Genomic DNA, 20,600 nt, shown 5'->3' on the forward strand with positions numbered 1-20,600 from the left:
TATAAGACACAAAGAGAAACTAATATCTTACTTATAAACCGCAAAACTTGAGTAACTATATACAATAAAAAATCGAAGAAATCCCATTTCACTTATTTTATGAATGCTTTCGATAGATTATTATACCACGGTTGTAAGACGTTTAGTAGGAGGCTTAATACTTGGTAGACGATGATAAAAAAAGAAAGCGCCGCAACCCATTCTGGGACATATTTGAAAACTTCGAACAATTCCAAGAAATAATAGAAGAAATGATGCGGCAACTTTTCAAAGACCCAGAAAAAATGTTCCGAAATCCAGAAGAATTCCTAAAAAACCCCCCACCCATGTTCTACGGATTCTCAGTAACAATCGGCCCAGACGGCAAGCCTCAAATCAAACCCCTCGGAAAAGGTGAAACCCCATTCAAACCCACCATAGAAATTGAACAACAAAAAGAAGAGGAACCTCTAGTAGACATCTTCGACGAGGGAAAAGAAATAATCGTAGTAGCCGAAATTCCCGGCGTAAGAAAAGACGACATAAAAGTTGACGCCACAAAAAACACCATCTACATCTGGGTCAACGCCAACATGAAAAAATTCAACAAAGAAATACCAATGCCCTGCAAAATAAACCCCAAAACAGTAGAATCCAGCTACAAAAACCGAGTACTAGAAATAAGAGCCCAAAAAGCCTAACTAAATAAACCAAAGCCATAATCCACCCAAAAATAAATTCAAAAAACATACTCATTTTATAACCTTTTTAAAACTTCAAATACCATAAAAACTATTAAAAACACTATTTTTTTGAACCCATGTAACTATCTAGTAGCAAAAAATATAAAGACGCCAAGCTTAATGCAACTACAACAACACACAACACTAGATTAGAAAGCGTGTGATGACAGTGATAAGAAGAAGAAAAAAAGTCAGAAAAATGCGGGGCTCCAGAACCCATGGCTACGGACAAATAGGAGGACACAGAAGTAAAGGCCAGAGAGGCGGCAGAGGAAAAACCGGAGGACACAAACACCACTGGGTACGAACCCTCAAATATCAACCAAACTACTTCGGAAAACACGGGTTCACCAGATACGAGAGAATAGTAACAAAACACCAAACAATCAACGTAGGCCAAATAGACCAAAACGCTGAAAAACTATCCACAGAAAAACGAGAAAAAATGCTAGTAATAGACCTCCACAAACACGGATACACCAAAGTACTTGGAGCCGGCAAAATAACAACCCCCATCATAGTAAAAGCAGAAACCTTCAGCGAAAAAGCAAAACAAAAAATAGAAAAAGCAGGCGGAAAAACCATCACACCTCAAAAATAAAAATAAAAAACTCCCAAAAACAAACTAAATTTTCCATTTTAAAAAAATTCAACTCCCAAAAAAACAAAATAAAACAAAACACAGAACAAATAAAATATTTTAATATTTAAAAAACACAAATAATACAAACCTTAAAGTTCAACAGCAAAAAATATAAAGAAATGCAAATAAACATAGCAAGTCAAAAAACAAACAACAAAACACAAACAAACCAAAATCAAGGCTGAAACAAGATGGCAGGAATATTCCTAAACACCTTCAGACCACTAATAAAAATATTCCCCGAAATCAGAGTACCCCAGCGAACAGTATCATTCAGAGAAAAAATACTATGGACCGGAATAATACTACTCATATTCTTAGTGATGTCCAACATACCACTATACGGAATACAAACCCAAGCTGGCTTCGACTATTTGTTCTGGATGCGGACCATATTGGCGTCGAGTCGTGGTACTTTGATGGAGTTGGGTATTGGTCCGATTGTGACTGCTGGTTTGATTATGCAGTTGCTTGTTGGTAGTCGTTTGATTGAGATGGATTATGGTAATCCTGAGGATCGTGCTTTGTTTACTGGGACTCAGAAGGTTTTGGCTTTTCTGGTTACGGTGGTTCAGGCTGGTATTTATATTCTTTCGGGTGCTTATGGTCAGCTTACTTTTAATCAGATGATGTTGGTTTTTATCCAGTTGAGTGTTGCGGGGACTTTGTTGATTTTGATGGATGAGACTATTCAGAAGGGTTGGGGTCTTGGTAGTGGTGTGAGTTTGTTTATTGCTACGAATGTTGCGGGTGCGATATTTTTTGGTTGTTTTAACACGGCTACTAGTCCTTATGACTACTTGGCTAGTGGTATCATTATTGCGCTTATTCAGACCTTAACTTTTCCCTTCAGTTATGCTTATACCGTGTTTCAGCAGACTATAAGCCAGTTTAGGATATTTATCCCTCCTACGGGTGCGACGGATTTTACGTACTTTATTGAGGGGCTTCCTTATGCTTCAGCGTGGGCTCAGCAAGGTTTTATTTTTAGTCTTATGTATCCTCATGCGGATATTTGGCATCTGTTTATGAGGGGGTATGGTCAGCCGGATTTGATTGGTTTGATTGCGGCGTTTATTACGTTTCTGGTTGTTGTGTATATTGAGTCTGTGAGAGTTGAGATTCCGCTTCAGTATGCGCGTTATCGTGGTTTTAGGGGGCGTTATCCGATTAAGTTCTTTTATACTTCGAATATTCCTATTATTCTGGTTTGGGCGCTTTATGCGAATGCTCTGTTGTTGGCTCAGGTTCTTTGGACTAATCCCAATTTTGGGTTTCAATCAATATATCCTTTTTTGGCGCTGGCTCCGGGTAGTTCTAGCTGGTTGGCTCAGGTTAATTGGATTGCGCAGTATAATGTGGGTTGGAACCTTAATCCTATAGCCAATATTATTGGACAGTTTATTCCTTCTTGGGGTGCTCAAGGGCAGCTTACGCCGTATGGTGGTCTAGTATATTATCTTACAACACCCGCTGGTTTGCCCTCTGTTTTCGCTGATCCGGTAAGGGCTGGTATTTATCTTTTGCTATTTTCGGGTTTCTGTGGGCTTTTTGCCTACATTTGGATTGATGTGTCGGGATTGAGTTCTCGTGATATTGCGAAGCAGCTTATTGCTGCAGGTATGATGGTGCCGGGATTTAGGCGGTCGCCGAAGATAGTGGAGAAGATACTGGACAGATATATTCCTGTGGTTACGATTCTTGGTGGTTTGGGCGTTGGTGTTTTGGCGGCTCTGGCTAATTTTGTCGGTGCCTTGGGTACAGGTGTTGGTGTGCTGTTAACTGTGGGTATTATTTATCAGTACTATCAAATTATCGCGCAGGAGCAGCTTGCCACTATGAATCCTGCTTTGAGAGGGTTGCTGGGTATGGGGTAAGGGAGGCGCTTGTGTTGGCTGAAAGAAAGGGTAGAATATTCATTGTGACTGGTATTCCCGGTGTTGGTAAAACCACTGTTCTCGACGCTTCACTGGAGGCTGCTCGGGCTTCAGGATCCGATGAGGTTTTGTTAGTGAATTATGGGACGGTAATGTTTGAGGAGGCCAAGTCCAAGGGCTTAGTGGAGAATCGGGATCAGATGAGAAATTTACCATCTGAGGTGCAGCGTGAGGTACAGCGTCTGGCAGCTGAGAAAATAGCGGGTATGGCGAAGAACAAGATTGTGATTGTGGACACGCATATGCTGATTAAGACACCGGAGGGGTTTCTGCCTGGTATTCCTATATGGGTTGCAGAGGCTCTTTGCCCTAACCTCTTTATATTGGTGGAGGCTTTCCCAGAAGAGATCGCGGGTAGACGCAGCAGGGACGCGGCTAGGAACCGGGACCTCGAATCTGTAAAGGATATAGATTTGCACCAACAGTTATGTAGGTCAGCTGCCATAGCCTGCGCCGAAATTACTGGGTCTACTGTTAAGATAATTATGAATCATGATGGAAAGGCTGAAGAAGCTGCTGCTGAAACAGTTAAATTATTTAAGGCATTTAAAAGATAGAATTATAGCATTATGGATGGTGGTTAAATGGGTATTTACAGTCCTCCTGAATCAATGTGGGTTGTTCTTGGGGCTTCCCTTTTGCTCAGTATTACTGCAAGTGCGGTTAATAGGATAGTTTTACCGGTAGCTAAACTTCGTAGATATAGCCGGGAGATTAGGAAATGGCGGGAAGCAATGGCTAAGGCGAAAGAGGAGAATAACCAAAAACTGATATTGAAATTAGAGAGGAAAAAGAAGTTTATTGACAGAATCCAGAGGGAACAAGCGTCTTCACGCTTCAAGCCTACTCTTATCTACATGATACCCTTTATGGCACTATTCTACTACCTATATGGTTTCTATGGTTTTCCCGGAATGGAACGCATGGTTCCATCCATTGTTGCAGTGCTTCCAATTAACTTAGGACGTATTCCGGGTATTCCATTTGGAATGTTGGGAGGAATGGTTGGGCCGCAATACTTGGACTTCAATTGGTTGATTTGGCTTTTAGGCGGAGTTAGTTGTTGGCCTGGTATTTACCTTTTTGCAGTACCCCCTGATATTCAGTTGTTTGCTCTCTTATTTATGGGGGTTAATATTCCTGCTGCTGCGGATGCTTTTTCATTTATTCCTGGGTTCGGAGTCTATTTTATTTGGTGGTATATTATTAGTAACTTTGCTTTCGCGGGTATTTTCCAGCGCCTGTTTGGAGTAAACATTGAAACTTAGGATGGTGATGAGTTGCCTAGTCCAAGGTACCGATCTAGATCTATGATAAGAAGGAAAGTTAGAACACCGGGTGGAAAGCTAGTTACCCATTATAGCAGAAGGAAGGCTAATAAACCGGTTTGCGCTTCCTGTGGGGCACACCTTCCAGGAAGCTGGAGTCAAAGCACTTCCAATTTAAAATCAAAAACCCAGCGACGACCGGAAAGACCTTACGGCGGATACCTCTGTTCCAAATGTTTAAAATTATTTTACAAGAGTAGTGTTAGGGGCAGCGAGTAGTGGGTATTGTCTTAACTATTAGCGGCGAGCACGGAGTGGGTAAATCTGCTTGTGCTAAGCTTTTAGCTCAAACTCTTAATTTAAAATATATTTCTTCGGGAGAAATTTTCCGTCTTTTAGCCAGAGAAAAAGGTATGACTCTGGAAGAATTTAGTTCCTATGTTGAGAAAAATCCGGAAATTGACCGTGAGATTGACGGGGAAACTGTTCGAGCTGCAAAAGAAGGAAACGTAGTTATTGACGCTCGTTTAAGTGCTTGGAAAGCAAGAGAGTATGCTGATATTAAGATATTACTAACGGCCCCATTAGAGGTGAGAGTTAAAAGATTAGCTGAAAGAGACCATAAAACGTATAAGGAATCTCTTGAAGAGACTCTCAAGCGAGAGCTGAGTGAGAAAGAGAGATTTAAAAAAATTTATAATATTGATGTTGATGATCACTCAGTTTTTGACATAATAATAAACACTGAATTATGGTCCCTGAACTCTGTAGTAAAGATTTTAAAGACTATTGTAGAAGAATATATTACCTCGTCCTCCTAAGAGAGTGAGCCTACTAGGGTGACCTGGGAGGAAGACTCAAGAGCGACTGGAGGTTTATGAAAAATGGCTGTAATTGAACCTGGAAAAATTTGTGTGAAAATATCAGGAAGGGAAGCCGGCAAAAGATGCGTAATTATAGAAATAATCGATAAAAACCATGTCTTAATAACCGGTCCGCCCAACGTAAATAAGGTTAGAAGACGCAAATCGAATATAAAACATCTTGAAATTACACGGGATAAAATTGAGATTAAACGGGGAGCCGAAGACAGAGAGGTCACTGAAGCGCTTGAAAAAGCCGGCTTGCTAGATTTGATGAAGGAAAAAGTAAAAATAACTATTTAGAAAATTAGAAATTAATTGTTATCATCCTTACTCTTTTTATTTCAATTTCAAGAGGAATAATTAAAAAAATTATTAGTGGGGATAGTTTAATGGTTGGACGGTTTTTGCCGAGTGACAAAAAAAGGGAATTAATTGAAAAGGTTAGCGTAGTTTCTGATCCAAAATATGGGACCTCGCCCAACGAGCGTCCAATAGAAGAATACATACAAAGGGGTATAATCAATGTTGATAAGCCGCCGGGGCCGACCTCACATGAGGTAGTTAGCTGGGTCAAAAAAATTCTAGAGATAAAAAAAGCGGGGCACGCTGGGACACTAGAGTTCCTCAAGAAAAATATGGGGAATGGTGAAATCCCAAAGTAACCGGGGTGCTTCCCGTAGCCCTGGAATCTGCAACAAAAGTCGTTCAAACCCTTCTTCCCGCAGGGAAAGAATATGTTTGCGTCATTCGACTTCACGGCGACGTAGCTGAAGAAAAATTCAGTAAGGTCGTAAACGAATTCGTGGGACAAATATACCAACGCCCTCCCCTCCGTTCCTCCGTTAAAAGAAGACTGAGAATTAGAGAAATATACTATATAGAATTAACAGAGATCGAGGAAAGAAATGGGCTTCTCCGCGTTGGATGCGAGGCAGGCACCTACATGAGAAAACTCTGCCATGATATTGGTGAAGTTTTGGGTTGCGGAGCGCACATGAGAGAACTTAGACGCACCCGAACCGGGCCTTTTAAAGAAGACACCCTTTCAAACCTATACGACGTTGTTGACGCATACCACTTCTGGAAAGAAGAAGGAGATGAATCCCTCCTAAGAAAAGTAATACAACCAATGGAAAACGCACTAGAGCACCTACCCAAAATATACATACGCGACTCAGCTGTAGACTCTATCTGCCATGGCGCCAACCTAACAGTTCCCGGGATAGTAAAACTAGAAAGCGAAATACAAACCGGAAACCTTGCTGCAGTCTTTACACTCAAAAACGAAGCCGTAGCAATAGGAAAAGCAAGAATGACTAGCGAAGAGATACACTCCTCAAACCATGGAATCGCAGTAGAAATAAACCGCGTCCTAATGGAACCAGGAACCTACCCTCCACTATGGAAAAAACACAACAGAGAAGAAAAAGATTAAAAAACTACGTTAAAAACCTAGCTTTAAAAATAAAGTAGCGCAGGGGGTGGGACGCTCGAGGAAGCGGGCATTTCCCACCACCTTTCGAACCCACGCGATCCAATTGGATCACAGGCTTCCTAGAAAGTTCTCCAGGCTTACGCTACCTACATTTGTAGATTATCTGCGCCGTTTTTGTACGCGTTTGGCGTGATCCACTTGGCTACCCCTGCTACTGATTATAGCTCGGGCAATTTTTACAATAAGTGTTAGTTATTCTCTAGTTTAGAAGCTTTTGTGTATTTATTTGTTTTCAGTGTGTCATTTTTATGCGTATTTTTTTATGAATTTTACTCTTATGTTGTCAAATTTTTGTGCATTTTGTACGTAAAGTTTATTTTGATGTTTTGTTGTTTCCTTATTGCTTAGTGTAAGGAGTGTTTATAGTTGTCGTCGGAAAGTTATCGTTATCTTGTTCGGGTTGCCGGTACTGATTTGGACGGTTCTAAAAAGTTCCGTTATGCCTTAACGGAAATTAAGGGCGTGAATATTAGGCTAGCGGAGGCTATCCTCAAGGTAACTGATTTGGATCCTGATATTAGGATGGGTTTTGTTTCGGATCAAGATGTTAAGAAGGTCGAAGAGGTTTTAGCTGATCCTGTGAAATTTGGTATTCCCAGTTGGATGGTTAATCGTCAAAAAGATGCTGATTCTGGAACCAATATTCACATTGTTGGCTCTGATTTGACTTTGAGCGTTAAGAGTGATATTGACACTATGAGGAAAACGAAGAGTTTCAAAGGCATAAGGCATGCTCTTGGTCTTAAGGTGAGAGGACAACGCACCAAGACTACAGGTCGTAAGGGCCAAACAGTTGGAGTAAGAAGAAAAAAGAGTTAGGCTTTTGAGGGATTTAAATGGGTGATCCTAAGAGACAGAAAAAGAAGTTTAGGACTCCGAGACATCCTTGGCAGAAGGATAGAATACACAACGAATTAATCCTCGTGGGCAAGTATGGTTTGAGGAATAAGAGAGAGATTTGGCGTGCAAACACTATGCTCAGAGGTTTTAGAAATCAGGCAAGACGTTGTCTTGCCCTTCCGGAGGAGGAAGAGGAAAAAGCGAGGAGCTTGTTAGTGGGTAGACTTCATCGTTTGGGAATCTTGCCTCTTGATGCTTCATTGGACGATGTGCTTTTATTAGCCATTGAGGATTTACTGAATAGGAGATTACAGACCTTAGTTCACAAGCATGGGTTATCAACATCTATTTACCATGCAAGGCAATTAATAACACATGGGCATATAGCTGTAGATGGGAGGCGTGTAACATCCCCAGGATATTTAGTCCCTGGAGAAGAAGAGGAACTAATCTCTTTTGCTTCTTCTTCGCCGTTAAGTGATCCGAATCATCCTGAACGGATTCAAACAAGTGTTGAGGAATAATAGTAATCGTTTTAAAATAGGTGAATAAAATTGAGTGAAAAATCTAAAAAAACGCATTGGGGCATTGCTCGTATATATTCTTCTTATAATGATACCATTGTTCATATTACAGATATTTCGGGTGCTGAAACGATTGCAAGATTTTCTGGAGGTATGATTGTAAAGGCTGATAGGGATGAATCTTCTCCATATGCGGCCATGCAAGCAGCTTATAGGGCGGCTCAAGTTGCTATTGATAAAGGTATCACTGCAATACACATATATGTTAGGGCGCCTGGCGGGCATGGGCCTAAAACTCCTGGTCCCGGGGCTCAGGCGGCGATACGTGCATTAGCAAGAGCAGGATTGAGAATTGGAAGAATAGAGGAGGTAACACCGCATCCACATGATGGTACGCGCAGACCAGGAGGGAGACGTGGTCGTAGAGTATAAAAATATATTATAACTGTATCTTTACCCTTTTTAGGGAAGACGCGAGAGAAGCAATTTTTATATAATTTTTTCATATTTTGTTTGATGATGTTTATAAAGATAATTTTTACTAAATTAATTCGGTTAAATTAGCTCGTTGGTGTAATTATGAACGTTCGAATAATCTCCAGAAATGAAAATAATCTAAAATTCATGCTTGAGAACTCTAGTGTAGCTTTCACTAATGCTTTACGGCGCATCATTTTAGCAGAAGTGCCGACTATGGCCATTGATGAGGTCATTATTATAGAGAATACTTCTGCACTGTTTGATGAAATTCTTGCACATCGTTTAGGTCTTATTCCCCTCAAAACTGATTTAGATAATTACACTTTGCCCGAAGAATGTGATTGTAAGGGAGCTGGGTGCACAAAGTGTCAATTAACCTTCACTCTGGAGAGGGAAGCTGAGGAAGAGGGGGTGATAGTTTATTCGAGAGAATTAAAATCTCAGGATCCCTTGGTGATTCCTGTTAGTGATAAAATCCCTATTGTTCGATTGGCACGCGGGCAACGTATTGTACTCGAAGCTTACGCTTCTCTTGGTCAAGGTAAGAGCCATGCAAAATATCAACCGGTATCTACATGTGCCTATAAATACAAGCCAATTGTACGTCTGGAAGGGGACAAGTGTGAAGCTTGTGGGGATTGCGTAGAAATTTGCCCCAAAGGAATTTTGGATCTTAAAAATAAATCAATTATGATAAAAGATGTCTTCAACTGTTCATTATGCAAGGCGTGTGAAGAAGAATGTGAATTCGACGCTATCCATGTTGATTCAGATGACACCTCGTTTATATTTAACATCGAGTCAACTGGGTCACTCACTCCAGAGGAAATAGTGGTAAAAGCAGTTGACATACTCTCGAAAAAAGTGAAAGAACTTCAATCACTTCTTGTCTCAGAAACTTAGTAAATATTTAAAAATCGAATATAGATAAATCGGAGGTTTAATCTTGCCCAAACCAACTGGACCAACGAATCCTGAAGATTGGAAATTGGTAATAGAACTTGATAAAAAATCTAAATCAGAAAAGTGTAGTTTATGGAAAAGAGTTTCAGATGAGTTAAGAAAACCTAGAAGGAATAGGGCTTCTGTAAACTTATCTAAAATTAACAGATATACGGTTAATGATGATATAATCTTGGTGCCTGGAAAGGTTTTGGGTTCAGGTGAATTAGAACACAAGGTTATTATTGCGGCGCTAACTTTTTCAGAAGAAGCAGTGAACAAGACTAAAAAATCTGGAGGGGAATGCGTAACTATTCGAGAACTGATGAAGAGAAATCCTTCGGGCAGTAAAGTAAAAATAATCAAATGAGAGAGTGGGTAAAATGCCAAAAAAAGCAAAAGAATCTAAAGAAGAGTTGGAATCGCCATCAGAAGAAGAGGAGACAGAGGCGAAATTAGAAGAAATCAAGAAGGAACGGAGGAAAAAGAAAATTAAAAATTCCTTTCCTACTGATGGCCTGGTGGTTATTGACGCTACTAACCTTATCCTTGGAAGGTTGGCTAGTGTGGTTGCTGCGCGTCTTCTACGAGGTGAAAGAGTGGCTGTTATTAATGCTGAGAAAACAGTAATAACTGGTAATAGGAACGCTATTGTGTCAAGATACAAATCAAAACTAAACATTAGAACACATACAGCTCCCTGGAAAGGTCCTTTTCATTATCGCAGACCTGATCGAATAGTTAAACGTACTATTCGCGGCATGCTTCCATGGAAGAAGCCTAAGGGAAAAGCGGCCTTTAAGCGTCTCAGAGTTTATATAGGCTTACCCGAATATTTGAATCAAATTCCTGCACAGACCATTTCTGACGCAGATATTAAAAAATCAGATATCAAGTACATCACGGTAGAAACACTTTCTAATGAAGTAGGATGGTTTTCGCCTCTAGATTAGAATTTGGCTTTGGAGGTTTAATAGTGAGTAAAAAGGTAGTGATACTAACTAGCGGAAAAAGAAAGAACGCAATAGCAAGAGCGGTTCTAAAACCTGGTACAGGAAGAATAAAAGTAAATAAAACACCGGTCAAGCTAATACAACCGCTTTTAGCTCGTCAAAAGATATTAGAACCCTTAATTTTGGTAGGCTCCGATCTTTATGACAAAGTGGACATAGACGTTACAGTGAAAGGTGGAGGAATATCAAGTCAAGCAGAAGCAGCTAGAACCACTATTGCAAAGGCCTTAACCCAATATTTTGATGAACCTCAAGTAAGACAAAAGCTTTTAGAGTATGATCGAAAAATTCTTGTTTCTGATCCGAGACGAAAGGAAACGAAGAAACCAGGTGGAAGAGGCGCCCGTGCAAAAGAACAAAAGAGTTACAGGTAATAGATTGTATCTTGAATAAAGAGGCTCAATATGATTATTACTTATAATTTATTTAGAAATACAAAAAATGTTTATGTCTTCAGTCGTATATTAAATCGTATGGTAGAAAAAATTGGGCCTTGTTTTTAATGTTTGATGGAGAATAGTATTATGATAATACCCATAAGATGCTTTACATGCGGTAAGTTGGTTGCTGATAAATGGGAAGAGTTTATCCGGAGAGTAAGACAGGGTGAGCCCCCAGACGCCGTGTTAACAAGCCTAGATATTATACGCTACTGTTGTAGACGTATGATGCTAAGTCATGTTAATTTGATAGATGATATACTTCCCTTTAGTCAGCACACCTAACCCAAAAATTTTTAGGTCTAAAAGTTATTTGACAGACCATTCATCCACTCAGAATTTAGAGCGTGTAAAATAATGTCCGAGCCAGAACTATTAATTCCTTTAGATAAGTATCTTGCTGCAGGAATCCACATTGGAACACAGGTTAAAACAAGAAGTATGGAACCTTTTATCTATCGGGTAAGATCAGATGGCCTGTATGTTCTTGATATTAGAAAAACGGATGAGAGAATAAGAACCGCTGGCCGTTTTCTAGCAAGATTCGATTCATCAAGAATAGCTGTGGTGTCTGCTAGACAATATGGTCAAAGACCCGCACGAAAATTCAGCAGCATAATTCGCGCACACACAATTGCAGGAAGATTTATTCCTGGGACTTTCACAAACCCTTCTTTGAATAGATATATTGAGCCAGATATCATAATGCTCACTGATCCTCGAGCGGATTCACAGGCGTTGGATGAAGCTGCAAAAGCTCTAATCCCTGTTGTTGCGTTGTGCGACACGGATAATTCCACTTCGAATATTGATCTGGTTATTCCAACCAATAATAAGGGGAGAAGGGCTCTCTCTCTTATATACTGGTTATTAGCACAGCAAGTTCTTAGAGAGAGAGGAGAAATTCCGCCTGATGGAGAAATACCGGTTTCTGTGGAAGAATTTGAGGCCATAGTTAAAAAGTAACTGTGGCAATAGTTAAGCCATATAAGCGTTAAACCAGAAATAAATTAGGTTAATTATAAAGAGGTTTTCTATATGCTGACCGATAGGTGAATTAAGCATGATCACAGCTTCAGCGCCAGGAAAAGTAATTTTTTTTCGGTGAACACGCGGTTGTCTATGGGGAACCTGCCTTAGTAGCCGCAATAGATAAACGAGTTTATGTGACTGTTAGTTTGAATGATAAAAAAGAATACCAGGTTTTCTCACAAGAATATGGAAAGTCAAAATTAAAAATTGATGAAGATTATTATTCCGGTTCAAGTTTACCGCTTGTTTTCAAGCCAATATGGGCTGTTTGTAAAGAGATTTCGTGTCGCAGCGGTTTTAATTACGGTTTTAACATATCGATAAAATCGGAAATCCCTCCTGGGGCAGGACTGGGATCCTCTGCAGCGGTCTCTGTAGCTACTGCTGCGGCTACAAGCACCTGTCTAAAACTGAAGCTTTCAGAATCCGAAATTTCCAATATAGCTTTTGAGGCTGAAAAAATTGTTCATGGGACTCCATCTGGAATAGACAATACAATTACAACATTTGGTAGTGCTATACTTTATAAAAGGGGAGATATAAGACAAATCAAAATAAATTCCAGAATTCCTCTTGTGATTGGCGATACAGGTATAGAAAGAAGCACAGCGGAATGGGTTAGAAAGGTCAAGCTAAGGAGAGATAGGCAAAAAGAGATAGTAAACTCTGTTTTGAATTCGATAGGGATTCTAGTCATAGAGAGTCTAAGGTTCTTGAAGAAAAATGATTTACCGGCACTTGGTGAATTAATGGATATCAATCAAGGATTATTAGAAGCGCTAGGTGTTTCCACATTTGAACTTAATAAACTGATAAGTGTAGCTAGAAATAATGGAGCATATGGTGCTAAGTTAACGGGAGCGGGAGGAGGGGGATGTATGATAGCCTTATGTCCCAAAACAAAACAGAAACTAATAGCTGATGCTATTCAAAAAGCTAAAGGTAAACCCCTTATTACAAGTATCTCGTCAAAAGGAGTTAAAATAGAGAAATAGACGTTTGTCTTATGAAAAATAGTATTATTTATCTGAATTTTTAATTTATGTTTGAGATTTGGAATATATGAAGCTGAATAACAAATTGAACTATTTCGGAAGAGATTCAAATGAGTATTATCGTACTTAAGATTGGAGGAAGTGTTATAACCAAAAAAGAGAAGGGTATAGAAGCTGATCTTAAAGCCATAAAGAGAATAGCCCGAGAAATCAAAGAATCATTCAGCAAGAATCCTAACCTGAAACTGGTTTTAGTTCACGGTGGAGGCTCATTCGGACATAGAATAGCTAACAAGTATAAAGTGCATCTGGGGTTAAAATCCGGTAATCAACTTTTGGGATTCACCAAAACGGTTCAAGTTATGCGTGAACTGAATATGATATTTGTGGATGCTTTTCAGAAAGTTGGATTGCCTATTATTCCTTTACAACCCTCTGCCATTTCCATTCAGGAGAATGGTAAATTATCGGATGTTTTTATAAAAACTTTGATGCTTGCAATGGATTTGAACTGTATACCTGTGCTCTGGGGAGACGCCGTTTTTGATAAAAAACAGGGCTATAGCATATTATCCGGTGATCACATCATGACCTTTTTGGCACAGAAATTAAAATCTAAGCACGTGATTTTTGGAACTAACGTAGATGGGGTATTTGATTCTGATCCTTATACGAATAAAAATGCGAAGTTAATCCGTCTAATAACACCCGATAATATTGAACAAATTCTAAGAAATGTTTCAGGGTCCAAAACAACCGATGTTACGGGAGGAATGCATCGTAAAGTCTTAGAAGTTTTACCTCTGGTAAAAAAAGGGATAGAAATTGAAATAATAAACGCTAAAAAGCAGGGATACATACTTCAATCCCTACTAGGCAACAAGGAATTAGGAACTTTAATATCCTCTCAATAATAGAAATTCGTTAATTAAATAACATTAAATATGATAATATTGCAGAAATTTTTATATAAAAGTGACGTTTAGACATCAACATATTAACTAAGCATTTAATCAAAAAGAGGCGGTATCCTGTGGACGAGATGGTTACTCTTGTGGATGAAAATGATAAGGAGTTAGGTTCCGAGGAAAAGATAAAGACACACAAAGAAGGAAGATTGCATAGAGCTTTTTCTATTTTTATTTTTAATTCAAAAGGGGAGATGCTTCTTCAGAAAAGGGCAAAAAGCAAGTATCACTCTGGTGGTTTGTGGTCAAATGCGTGTTGCAGCCATCCGAGACCAGGGGAAAATCTAGAGTATGCTGCCCATCGAAGATTGAAAGAAGAAATGGGTTTCGATTGTGATTTGCGAAAAGTCTTTCATTTTATATACAAAACCAGTCTTGATAACAAACTTACAGAACATGAATTTGACCATGTTTTTATTGGAGACTATGATGGGGTAGTTAAAATAAATCCGGAAGAAGCGGAAGATTTTAAATGGATAAAAATAGATATCCTCAAGGAAAGCGTCCAAAGACATCCAGAAAATTATACTGAATGGTTTAAAATCGCTTTAAGTGAGGTTCTTAAATTTCTATCGGGATAGCTAGAGTTTATTGTTAGGCTAAGATAAGAGTAAATAGTAATGAGATGGTTTACTGAAAGGACGAGAGAAACCTTAAAATTAATGACTGCAATAACATAAAGCTCTGGAAAGAAATAAAAAACCAAAAATTTCATAAGTGAAACCTGATAACTTATCTCTCACTAAAAAACTAACTGTGAGTGATGACCCACTAAAATTATGAGGGCATTGCCCGAAGGAGGAATGATTGTTGTCGAAGCCCTTTTATGTGAGATTCAAAGTTCCAGATGAACTTGTCAAAAAATCTCTCCAAGCATTAGAAGTTGCGCGTGATACCGGTAAGGTTAAAAAGGGCACAAATGAGACGACGAAGACCCTAGAACGTGGGGATGCTAAACTGGTTATAATTGCGGAGGATGTTGACCCTCCAGAAGTTGTAGCTCATTTACCTTTACTCTGCGAAGAAAAGAAAATTCCCTATGTGTATGTTCCTAAAAAGGAACAAATCGGAGTTGCCTCAGGAATAGATGTACCCTCTGCCGCTGCAAGCATAACCGATCCGGGAAACGCAAAAGACTTAATCAGCGATATAGCCAAAAAAGTGTCAGAGCTAAAGTAGATACAAGCACTAAATTAGAATATCCCGCTGTTATTTATTCAGAAAACACACCGTTTAGTGAAAATTTGAATATTAAAATTTTTTAAAAAAGTTGATATTTTTTATTATCCTCTGCTATTTTAAGAAGCGAGGGTTCTTTAATTTAGCTTTTTTGAAACATAAACCCCATCAGGCTTGTATCCCAATTTATAGTAGTATTCTTTAACTCCAAGGCCAGAAAGAACCAGTAACTTTTTGGCATCATATTCTTCTCTAGCTATTTTTTCGGCTAAACTGAGCAATTTTTTACCATATCCTCTGTGCTGCCACTCATCTTTTGGCTTTTCATAAATGGGTACAAGTGGACCGTAAACATGTAACTCTCTAACCATCATCGACTCGCTGCTTTGTATCTCATTTCTATGTGCTAATTCTGATGGTAGTCGCAGTCTTAAAAATCCCACCAAAATACTTCTATCCCTATTTTCAAACGAGATAAATATCTCTTCTCCCTCTGAAGCGGAGTAACTCTCCCTATGCAAAAAGATGTCTTCCATTTCTAAAACATCATGATCTGTTTTTAAAACATGCCCTACTTCTCTACACCTTATACACTGGCATTTATCCCCTGTTTTTTGTAGTTCCTCTGCTGCTAGTTCTCTAAGATTGCCATTCTTTACTCCTGCTATAATTAGTTTTGAAGGTATATCTCTTTGAATACGTTGAATACGGATCCATTTCGGAATCATACGTTTAACTTCAGCAACGAGTTTGATAATCTCATCAGTGGAATATGGAGTATAATCACCTTTAAGATAAAGATCATAGAGGTGTGTGTCCTCAAGTACTAAACAAGGGTAAATCTTAAGACTATCGGGTTTAAATCTTGGGTCGTTAAAGAGGGTTTCGAATGTCTTTAAATCTTTATTATAATTCGAACCTGGAAGATTAGGCATAACATGGGCTGTAATCTTGAGCCCTGAATCCTTAGCCATTCTAAAGGATGCTATCACATCCTCCACTGTGTGGCCCCTATTAATGAATTTGTAAATATCATCGTAAACCGTTTGAACTCCGATTTCAACTTTCGTACCCCCCATATAGAGCATATTATCGATGTGATTTTCCCGACAATAATCCGGTCTTGTCTCAAAAGTAATTCCCACATTTCTTGTACGAGAATTTTCCGCATTATTTTTTGCTTCATCCAGAGTTTCTGAGGGTATTCCGGTTATTGCATCGAGACATCTACGTATAAAGTGGTGCTGATATTCAATAGGAAGTGAGAGGAATGTTCCTCCCATTATCACCAGTTTAATTTTACCCTTTTTAACTCTGTGACCAATTGCTTCTAACTGGTTCAGTCTAGATTTTACTTGCATGTAGGGATCATAGTTATTCTGAATACCTCTCATGGCTGCAGGTTCATAGCCTGAGTATGACTTTGGCGCAATGGTGCCTCCAGGACAGTAGACGCAGTTGCCTGGGCAAGGGGCGGGCTTCGACATTACAGCTACAATTGCAATACCTGAAATTGTACGTGTTTTCTTTTTTCTAAGCATTGGAAGTAATTGTGATCTTTCTTGTTCCGAGGCGCAGTTCAGAATCTCCGAATTACTTGGAACCTTATTCAAATGGTACTCTTGGCAAACCTTAGTTTTTAATTTGTTTAGTTCCACTTTTTCCTTTTTGTTCAGAATATGTTCTATTATTTTTCTGTACGCCTCTTTTTGCTGGATTTCAGGTAGGTAAACAGTTTCCAAGTATTTTTTCACTCCCAACAAGAGAATCTTAATTTTGACTAAGTAATGAAATAGTTATAAATACTTTGAAATTTCGTAAGCCTTAAAGAAAAACATTTTTAGAGAGAATATTCTTATGAAGAAAAAGGTGTTGATTCTTATTGTTACTATACTTTAATGGGGTTGAATCTTTATAAATTGGAGGTGGTTACTTTAAAGCTAGATTATGGAAAACTGGGATTCAAAGCCGGAATTGAAATCCACCAGGAGCTTTTAACTAAACGCAAACTCTTTTGTCTTTGTTCACCGACTTTAAAAACTGAGGAACCAGAATTTCTAGTTAGAAGGTATTTTAGACCAGTTTTAGGTGAGATGGGTAAATATGATGAAGCGATGCTGGTTGAGTATGAAAAAGGACGTACCGTCGTGTATGAAGGATTTAATGATGTTAATTGTACATACGAGATAGATGAAACTTGCATGTAGAACACCTGCAAGCATCAAACACCTCCTTTTGCTATCTCTCAAGAAGCTATAGATGTAGGCATTGAAATCGCACTACTATTTAACGCTAAGATTATCGACGAATTACATATCCTACGAAAAAATTATCTGGATGGATCAGTCCCATGCGGCTTTCAACGCACATTAATCATCGGAACAGATGGCTACATCCCAATTAACGGTAAGAAAATCGGAGTCACTACAATATGTATAGAGGAAGATGCTGCTCGTAAAATTAAAGAAGAGCAAAACACGGTCTTTTATAGGATAGATAGGCTGGGAATTCCGTTGGTTGAAATTGTCACATCACCCGAAATAAAAAATCCGGATGAAATCCTAAAAACAGCCTATAGGATAGGAATGCTTCTTAGAGCAACTGAGAAGGTTAAGAGGGGGCTCGGAACCATAAGACAAGATATAAATGTCAGTATAGAAGGTGGGGGGCGGGTTGAAATAAAAGGGGTTCAAAAATTAGATTGGATTCCCAAACTCGCTGAAAATGAAGCATTAAGACAGCTTGCACTAATAGATATTAAAAAAGATTTACTGGGTAGAGGAGTAAAGGAAGCAGACTTTTCATACAAATTTGAGAATGTTTCTGAGATTTTCGCTTCCACGGAGTGTAAGATAATTAAAAACAGGAAAAAGAAAGAAAAAGTTATGGCGGTGAAGCTGCCTAAATTTGTCGGGTTATTAGGTAAAGAGGTTCAACCGGGAAAGAGTTTTGGAAAGGAAATCGCTGAGAGAGTAATAGTGATTACGGGGCTAAAAGGTATTATCCATTCCGATGAAAACCTCGATAAATACAAAATTAGTACGGGAGAGGATTCTGAGCTTCGTAAACTTCTTAACTTGGGAAAAACAGATTCCTATGTACTTGTTATTGGGGAGGAGCGTCAAGCAAAAAAGGCGTTAGAGAATGTTGTGAACCGCGCTAAGGATACTTTAAAGGGTGTACCACAGGAAACTAGAAAGGCCTTAGAGAATGGCAATAGTGAATTCTTAAGAGAATTGCATGGCGGAGCGCGTCTATATCCAGATACAGACACACCACCACTAGTTATAGAAAAAGAGAGAGTTGAAGCAGTTAGAAATAAACTTCCAGAATATCCCTGGGAGGTTCAGAAACGCCTTGCAGAAAAATACAAAATAAAAGAAGAGTTTGTAGAAGAATTAATGGCATCTGGGAAAATGGAGATGTTTAGGGAGATTGTTGAAGAATTCAAGATAGACCCAACAATTGTCACTATATCGCTTCTTCAAACTATGAAAGCTCTCGAGAGAGAGGGAGTTCAAACAGAAAATATCTCGGAAGAAAAAATTAAAGAAACTTTCAAATTTCTTTCTCAGGGAAAAATAGCAAAGGAAGCAATAGAAGAAGTATTTAGGATGCTTGGAAATTCTCCCTTAATTACAGTCGAGGAAGTCCTCAAAGAATTGAAGCTGGAAACTATTACTGTTGAAAAATTGGAAATAATAATTGATGAAATACTGGATGAGAGTAGTGGCTTTATAGAAAAAAGCGGTGAAAGAGCGTTTAGCCCTATGATGGGTAAAGTGATGGAAAAGGTTAGAGGGAAAGTTGATGGAAAAATCGTGTCTGAGGTTCTCCGTAAAAAATTAGCACAAAGGTTGGATGGATCATAATGACCGTGAAGGAGGAGTTACAAGGATATTGGGGTTTTGTTAGAAAAAAACTAGAAGATGCTAAAGTCAAGATTTGGAGTGTTATTGAAGTAACTACACCTGAAGCAACATACCAAGGCATACTACTTCCCCGCTCAGATATGGGAGACGATACGCATTTGGTTCTCAAATTAAATACAGGCTACAATATCGGAATAAGAATCACGGGCGACACCATAATCAAGGAGATAGGCTATAATCCCGGTTTCTACGCTATTCCCGAAATTGAGATCGAGTTCGATGCCAAAAAACCAAAAGTTTTTCTAATCGGTACTGGTGGCACAGTTGCAAGCAGGCTGGACTATAGAACAGGAGCTGTTATCCCCGCTTTTACCCCGCAGGAACTTTTTAGTGCAGTTCCAGAACTTGCAGAAATATGCAATTTGAGAACAAAACTTCTTTTTGAAGTGTTTTCAGAAGACATGATTCCAGAGTACTGGATTAAAATTGCTGAAACAGCAGCAGAGGAGATAAACTCGGGTGTAGACGGCATCATTATTCCCCACGGCACCGATACCATGCATTTCACTTCTTCAGCTTTATCATTCATGCTGAAGGATTTACCGGTTCCTGTGGTTCTGGTTGGAAGCCAGAGAAGTAGTGACCGCCCCTCAAGTGACGCGGCAATAAATCTTATCTCTGCAACAAGAGTTGCCGCATATAGCGATATAGCCGAGGTCGTTGTCTGCATGCATGGAAGTAGCAGCGACGACTATAATTTAATCCATAGAGGTACCAGAGTTAGAAAAATGCATACTAGTAGACGGGATGCTTTTCGCACCATTGGCGACATTCCAATAGGGTTAGTGCAGAACGATGAGATAAAAATGATTAGAAACGATTATAGAAAAAGGAATAAGAATGGTAAAGTTAAGGCGGATACTAAACTCGACCCTAAAGTTGCATTAGTATATACTTATCCCGGAATGGAAGCGGATATTATTAATCATCTCAGAGATTTAGAATATCATGGGATTGTTTTGGCAGGTACTGGTTTGGGTCACTGCCCAAAAACAATCATAGAATCTTTAAAGAAGATCATAGAGGAAAACATTCCGGTAGCAATGACTTCACAGTGTCTCTACGGATTCATAGGTATGAATGTGTATGAAAGGGGAAGAGACCTTCTGAAAATTGGAGTAATTCCGTGCAAAAACATGCTACCGGAAACAGCTTATGTAAAACTAATTTATGTTCTAGGACATACCAAAGATATGAAAGAAATATACAAGCAAATGACTACAAACCTGTCTGGAGAAATAACTACTCGGGAGCCATACAATGGTTACCAAATACTCCAAGGTGGGCTAGAGAAAATATAGAAAAGACCGGATTTCTAATTTAA

At 39.0% G+C, this 20,600-nt stretch carries 23 protein-coding genes, 1 tRNA gene and 3 pseudogenes; 25 read left to right on the plus strand and 2 right to left on the minus strand.

The window, feature by feature from the left end:
* Positions 1 to 161: 161 nt before the first annotated feature.
* The 9 genes and pseudogenes from ACUVXA_RS01335 to ACUVXA_RS01375 all read left to right on the plus strand — a co-directional run bounded on the left by ACUVXA_RS01335 (position 162) and on the right by ACUVXA_RS01375 (position 6,871).
* Positions 162 to 680: an Hsp20/alpha crystallin family protein gene (locus tag ACUVXA_RS01335; RefSeq protein ID WP_445869427.1), complete on the plus strand. Its 519-nt coding sequence runs from the start codon at positions 162 to 164 to the stop codon at positions 678 to 680.
* Positions 681 to 891: 211 nt separating this feature from the next.
* On the plus strand, positions 892 to 1,323 hold the full coding sequence (locus ACUVXA_RS01340; protein ID WP_445869428.1) for an uL15 family ribosomal protein: 432 nt from the start codon (positions 892 to 894) through the stop codon (positions 1,321 to 1,323).
* Between the two features lie 233 nt (positions 1,324 to 1,556).
* The gene (gene secY, locus ACUVXA_RS01345) at positions 1,557 to 3,242 is read left to right on the plus strand and encodes a preprotein translocase subunit SecY (RefSeq protein WP_445869429.1); all 1,686 of its coding nucleotides are present in this window, start codon (positions 1,557 to 1,559) and stop codon (positions 3,240 to 3,242) included.
* Positions 3,243 to 3,256: 14 nt separating this feature from the next.
* Positions 3,257 to 3,859: an adenylate kinase gene (locus tag ACUVXA_RS01350; protein WP_445869430.1), complete on the plus strand. Its 603-nt coding sequence runs from the start codon at positions 3,257 to 3,259 to the stop codon at positions 3,857 to 3,859.
* A 27-nt stretch (positions 3,860 to 3,886) separates the two neighbouring features.
* On the plus strand, positions 3,887 to 4,570 hold the full coding sequence (locus tag ACUVXA_RS01355) for an EMC3/TMCO1 family protein (protein WP_445869431.1): 684 nt from the start codon (positions 3,887 to 3,889) through the stop codon (positions 4,568 to 4,570).
* A 12-nt stretch (positions 4,571 to 4,582) separates the two neighbouring features.
* Positions 4,583 to 4,849: a 50S ribosomal protein L34e gene (locus ACUVXA_RS01360; RefSeq protein WP_445869432.1), complete on the plus strand. Its 267-nt coding sequence runs from the start codon at positions 4,583 to 4,585 to the stop codon at positions 4,847 to 4,849.
* On the plus strand, positions 4,849 to 5,391 hold the full coding sequence (gene cmk / locus ACUVXA_RS01365; RefSeq protein WP_445869433.1) for a (d)CMP kinase: 543 nt from the start codon (positions 4,849 to 4,851) through the stop codon (positions 5,389 to 5,391). The genes ACUVXA_RS01360 and cmk overlap by 1 nt, the downstream gene beginning before the upstream one ends.
* A 63-nt stretch (positions 5,392 to 5,454) precedes the next feature.
* Positions 5,455 to 5,736: a 50S ribosomal protein L14e gene (locus ACUVXA_RS01370; protein WP_445869434.1), complete on the plus strand. Its 282-nt coding sequence runs from the start codon at positions 5,455 to 5,457 to the stop codon at positions 5,734 to 5,736.
* A gap of 89 nt (positions 5,737 to 5,825) precedes the next feature.
* Positions 5,826 to 6,871 (plus strand): annotated as a pseudogene (locus tag ACUVXA_RS01375) (RNA-guided pseudouridylation complex pseudouridine synthase subunit Cbf5).
* A 38-nt stretch (positions 6,872 to 6,909) separates the two neighbouring features.
* Here ACUVXA_RS01375 and ACUVXA_RS01380 read toward each other — a convergent pair.
* Positions 6,910 to 7,083, minus strand: a tRNA-Ser gene (locus tag ACUVXA_RS01380).
* Between the two features lie 214 nt (positions 7,084 to 7,297).
* Between ACUVXA_RS01380 and ACUVXA_RS01385 the strand changes: the two genes are divergently transcribed.
* The 13 genes and pseudogenes from ACUVXA_RS01385 (at position 7,298) to rpl7ae (ending at position 15,344) form a co-directional block, all read left to right on the plus strand.
* A complete protein-coding gene (locus tag ACUVXA_RS01385) occupies positions 7,298 to 7,750 on the plus strand; it encodes a 30S ribosomal protein S13 (RefSeq protein WP_445869435.1) in 453 nt (150 codons plus the stop codon).
* A gap of 17 nt (positions 7,751 to 7,767) precedes the next feature.
* On the plus strand, positions 7,768 to 8,295 hold the full coding sequence (locus ACUVXA_RS01390) for a 30S ribosomal protein S4 (protein WP_445869436.1): 528 nt from the start codon (positions 7,768 to 7,770) through the stop codon (positions 8,293 to 8,295).
* 30 nt (positions 8,296 to 8,325) lie between these two features.
* Positions 8,326 to 8,727, plus strand: a complete 402-nt coding sequence (locus ACUVXA_RS01395) for a 30S ribosomal protein S11 (protein ID WP_445869437.1) — start codon at positions 8,326 to 8,328, stop codon at positions 8,725 to 8,727.
* 147 nt (positions 8,728 to 8,874) lie between these two features.
* Positions 8,875 to 9,678 (plus strand): DNA-directed RNA polymerase subunit D, encoded by an 804-nt coding sequence (locus tag ACUVXA_RS01400; protein ID WP_445869438.1) that lies wholly within the window; start codon positions 8,875 to 8,877, stop codon positions 9,676 to 9,678.
* A 43-nt stretch (positions 9,679 to 9,721) separates the two neighbouring features.
* Positions 9,722 to 10,087 (plus strand): 50S ribosomal protein L18e, encoded by a 366-nt coding sequence (locus ACUVXA_RS01405; protein WP_445869439.1) that lies wholly within the window; start codon positions 9,722 to 9,724, stop codon positions 10,085 to 10,087.
* Positions 10,088 to 10,100: 13 nt separating this feature from the next.
* A complete protein-coding gene (locus tag ACUVXA_RS01410) occupies positions 10,101 to 10,670 on the plus strand; it encodes a 50S ribosomal protein L13 (RefSeq protein WP_445869440.1) in 570 nt (189 codons plus the stop codon).
* Complete coding sequence (locus ACUVXA_RS01415) at positions 10,649 to 11,104, plus strand: 30S ribosomal protein S9 (RefSeq protein ID WP_445869441.1); 456 nt, start codon at positions 10,649 to 10,651, stop codon at positions 11,102 to 11,104. The genes ACUVXA_RS01410 and ACUVXA_RS01415 overlap by 22 nt, the downstream gene beginning before the upstream one ends.
* A 150-nt stretch (positions 11,105 to 11,254) precedes the next feature.
* Complete coding sequence (locus ACUVXA_RS01420) at positions 11,255 to 11,455, plus strand: DNA-directed RNA polymerase subunit N (RefSeq protein ID WP_445869442.1); 201 nt, start codon at positions 11,255 to 11,257, stop codon at positions 11,453 to 11,455.
* A gap of 72 nt (positions 11,456 to 11,527) precedes the next feature.
* Complete coding sequence (rpsB, locus tag ACUVXA_RS01425) at positions 11,528 to 12,136, plus strand: 30S ribosomal protein S2 (protein WP_445869443.1); 609 nt, start codon at positions 11,528 to 11,530, stop codon at positions 12,134 to 12,136.
* Between the two features lie 143 nt (positions 12,137 to 12,279).
* Positions 12,280 to 13,197, plus strand: a pseudogene (mvk, locus tag ACUVXA_RS01430) (mevalonate kinase); the annotation flags it as partial.
* Positions 13,198 to 13,307: 110 nt separating this feature from the next.
* The gene (locus ACUVXA_RS01435) at positions 13,308 to 14,111 is read left to right on the plus strand and encodes an isopentenyl phosphate kinase (protein ID WP_445869444.1); all 804 of its coding nucleotides are present in this window, start codon (positions 13,308 to 13,310) and stop codon (positions 14,109 to 14,111) included.
* A 128-nt stretch (positions 14,112 to 14,239) separates the two neighbouring features.
* A complete protein-coding gene (gene idi / locus ACUVXA_RS01440; RefSeq protein ID WP_445869460.1) occupies positions 14,240 to 14,746 on the plus strand; it encodes an isopentenyl-diphosphate Delta-isomerase in 507 nt (168 codons plus the stop codon).
* Between the two features lie 229 nt (positions 14,747 to 14,975).
* Positions 14,976 to 15,344, plus strand: coding sequence for a 50S ribosomal protein L7Ae (rpl7ae, locus tag ACUVXA_RS01445; RefSeq protein WP_445869445.1), 369 nt, complete (start codon positions 14,976 to 14,978; stop codon positions 15,342 to 15,344).
* Positions 15,345 to 15,481: 137 nt separating this feature from the next.
* Here the strand turns inward: rpl7ae and ACUVXA_RS01450 are convergent, their stop codons facing one another.
* Positions 15,482 to 17,086 (minus strand): tRNA uridine(34) 5-carboxymethylaminomethyl modification radical SAM/GNAT enzyme Elp3, encoded by a 1,605-nt coding sequence (locus ACUVXA_RS01450; protein ID WP_445869446.1) that lies wholly within the window; start codon positions 17,084 to 17,086, stop codon positions 15,482 to 15,484.
* Positions 17,087 to 17,269: 183 nt separating this feature from the next.
* Here ACUVXA_RS01450 and ACUVXA_RS01455 point away from each other — a divergent pair, with 183 nt between their 5' ends.
* The 3 genes and pseudogenes from ACUVXA_RS01455 (at position 17,270) to gatD (ending at position 20,577) form a co-directional block, all read left to right on the plus strand.
* Positions 17,270 to 17,551 carry a hypothetical protein gene (locus tag ACUVXA_RS01455; protein ID WP_445869461.1) on the plus strand — a complete coding sequence of 94 codons (282 nt, stop codon included), beginning with the start codon at positions 17,270 to 17,272 and terminating at the stop codon, positions 17,549 to 17,551.
* 27 nt (positions 17,552 to 17,578) lie between these two features.
* A pseudogene (gatE, locus tag ACUVXA_RS01460) lies at positions 17,579 to 19,216 on the plus strand (Glu-tRNA(Gln) amidotransferase subunit GatE); the annotation flags it as partial.
* A complete protein-coding gene (gene gatD / locus ACUVXA_RS01465) occupies positions 19,216 to 20,577 on the plus strand; it encodes a Glu-tRNA(Gln) amidotransferase subunit GatD (protein ID WP_445869447.1) in 1,362 nt (453 codons plus the stop codon). The pseudogene gatE and the gene gatD, both read left to right, overlap by 1 nt.
* Positions 20,578 to 20,600: the final 23 nt, after the last annotated feature.

Source organism: Candidatus Jordarchaeum sp. (genome assembly GCF_052745115.1).

Bases quoted from the DNA above. Each gene is read 5' to 3' on its own strand.
- secY (WP_445869429.1), top strand. From the start codon at position 1,557: ATGGCAGGAATATTCCTAAACACCTTCAGACCACTAATAAAAATATTC.
- ACUVXA_RS01355 (WP_445869431.1), top strand. From the start codon at position 3,887: ATGGGTATTTACAGTCCTCCTGAATCAATGTGGGTTGTTCTTGGGGCT.
- ACUVXA_RS01370 (WP_445869434.1), top strand. From the start codon at position 5,455: ATGGCTGTAATTGAACCTGGAAAAATTTGTGTGAAAATATCAGGAAGG.
- ACUVXA_RS01390 (WP_445869436.1), top strand. From the start codon at position 7,768: ATGGGTGATCCTAAGAGACAGAAAAAGAAGTTTAGGACTCCGAGACAT.
- ACUVXA_RS01400 (WP_445869438.1), top strand. From the start codon at position 8,875: ATGAACGTTCGAATAATCTCCAGAAATGAAAATAATCTAAAATTCATG.
- ACUVXA_RS01410 (WP_445869440.1), top strand. From the start codon at position 10,101: ATGCCAAAAAAAGCAAAAGAATCTAAAGAAGAGTTGGAATCGCCATCA.
- ACUVXA_RS01415 (WP_445869441.1), top strand. From the start codon at position 10,649: ATGGTTTTCGCCTCTAGATTAGAATTTGGCTTTGGAGGTTTAATAGTG.
- ACUVXA_RS01420 (WP_445869442.1), top strand. From the start codon at position 11,255: ATGATAATACCCATAAGATGCTTTACATGCGGTAAGTTGGTTGCTGAT.
- rpsB (WP_445869443.1), top strand. From the start codon at position 11,528: ATGTCCGAGCCAGAACTATTAATTCCTTTAGATAAGTATCTTGCTGCA.
- ACUVXA_RS01435 (WP_445869444.1), top strand. From the start codon at position 13,308: ATGAGTATTATCGTACTTAAGATTGGAGGAAGTGTTATAACCAAAAAA.
- idi (WP_445869460.1), top strand. From the start codon at position 14,240: ATGGTTACTCTTGTGGATGAAAATGATAAGGAGTTAGGTTCCGAGGAA.
- gatD (WP_445869447.1), top strand. From the start codon at position 19,216: ATGACCGTGAAGGAGGAGTTACAAGGATATTGGGGTTTTGTTAGAAAA.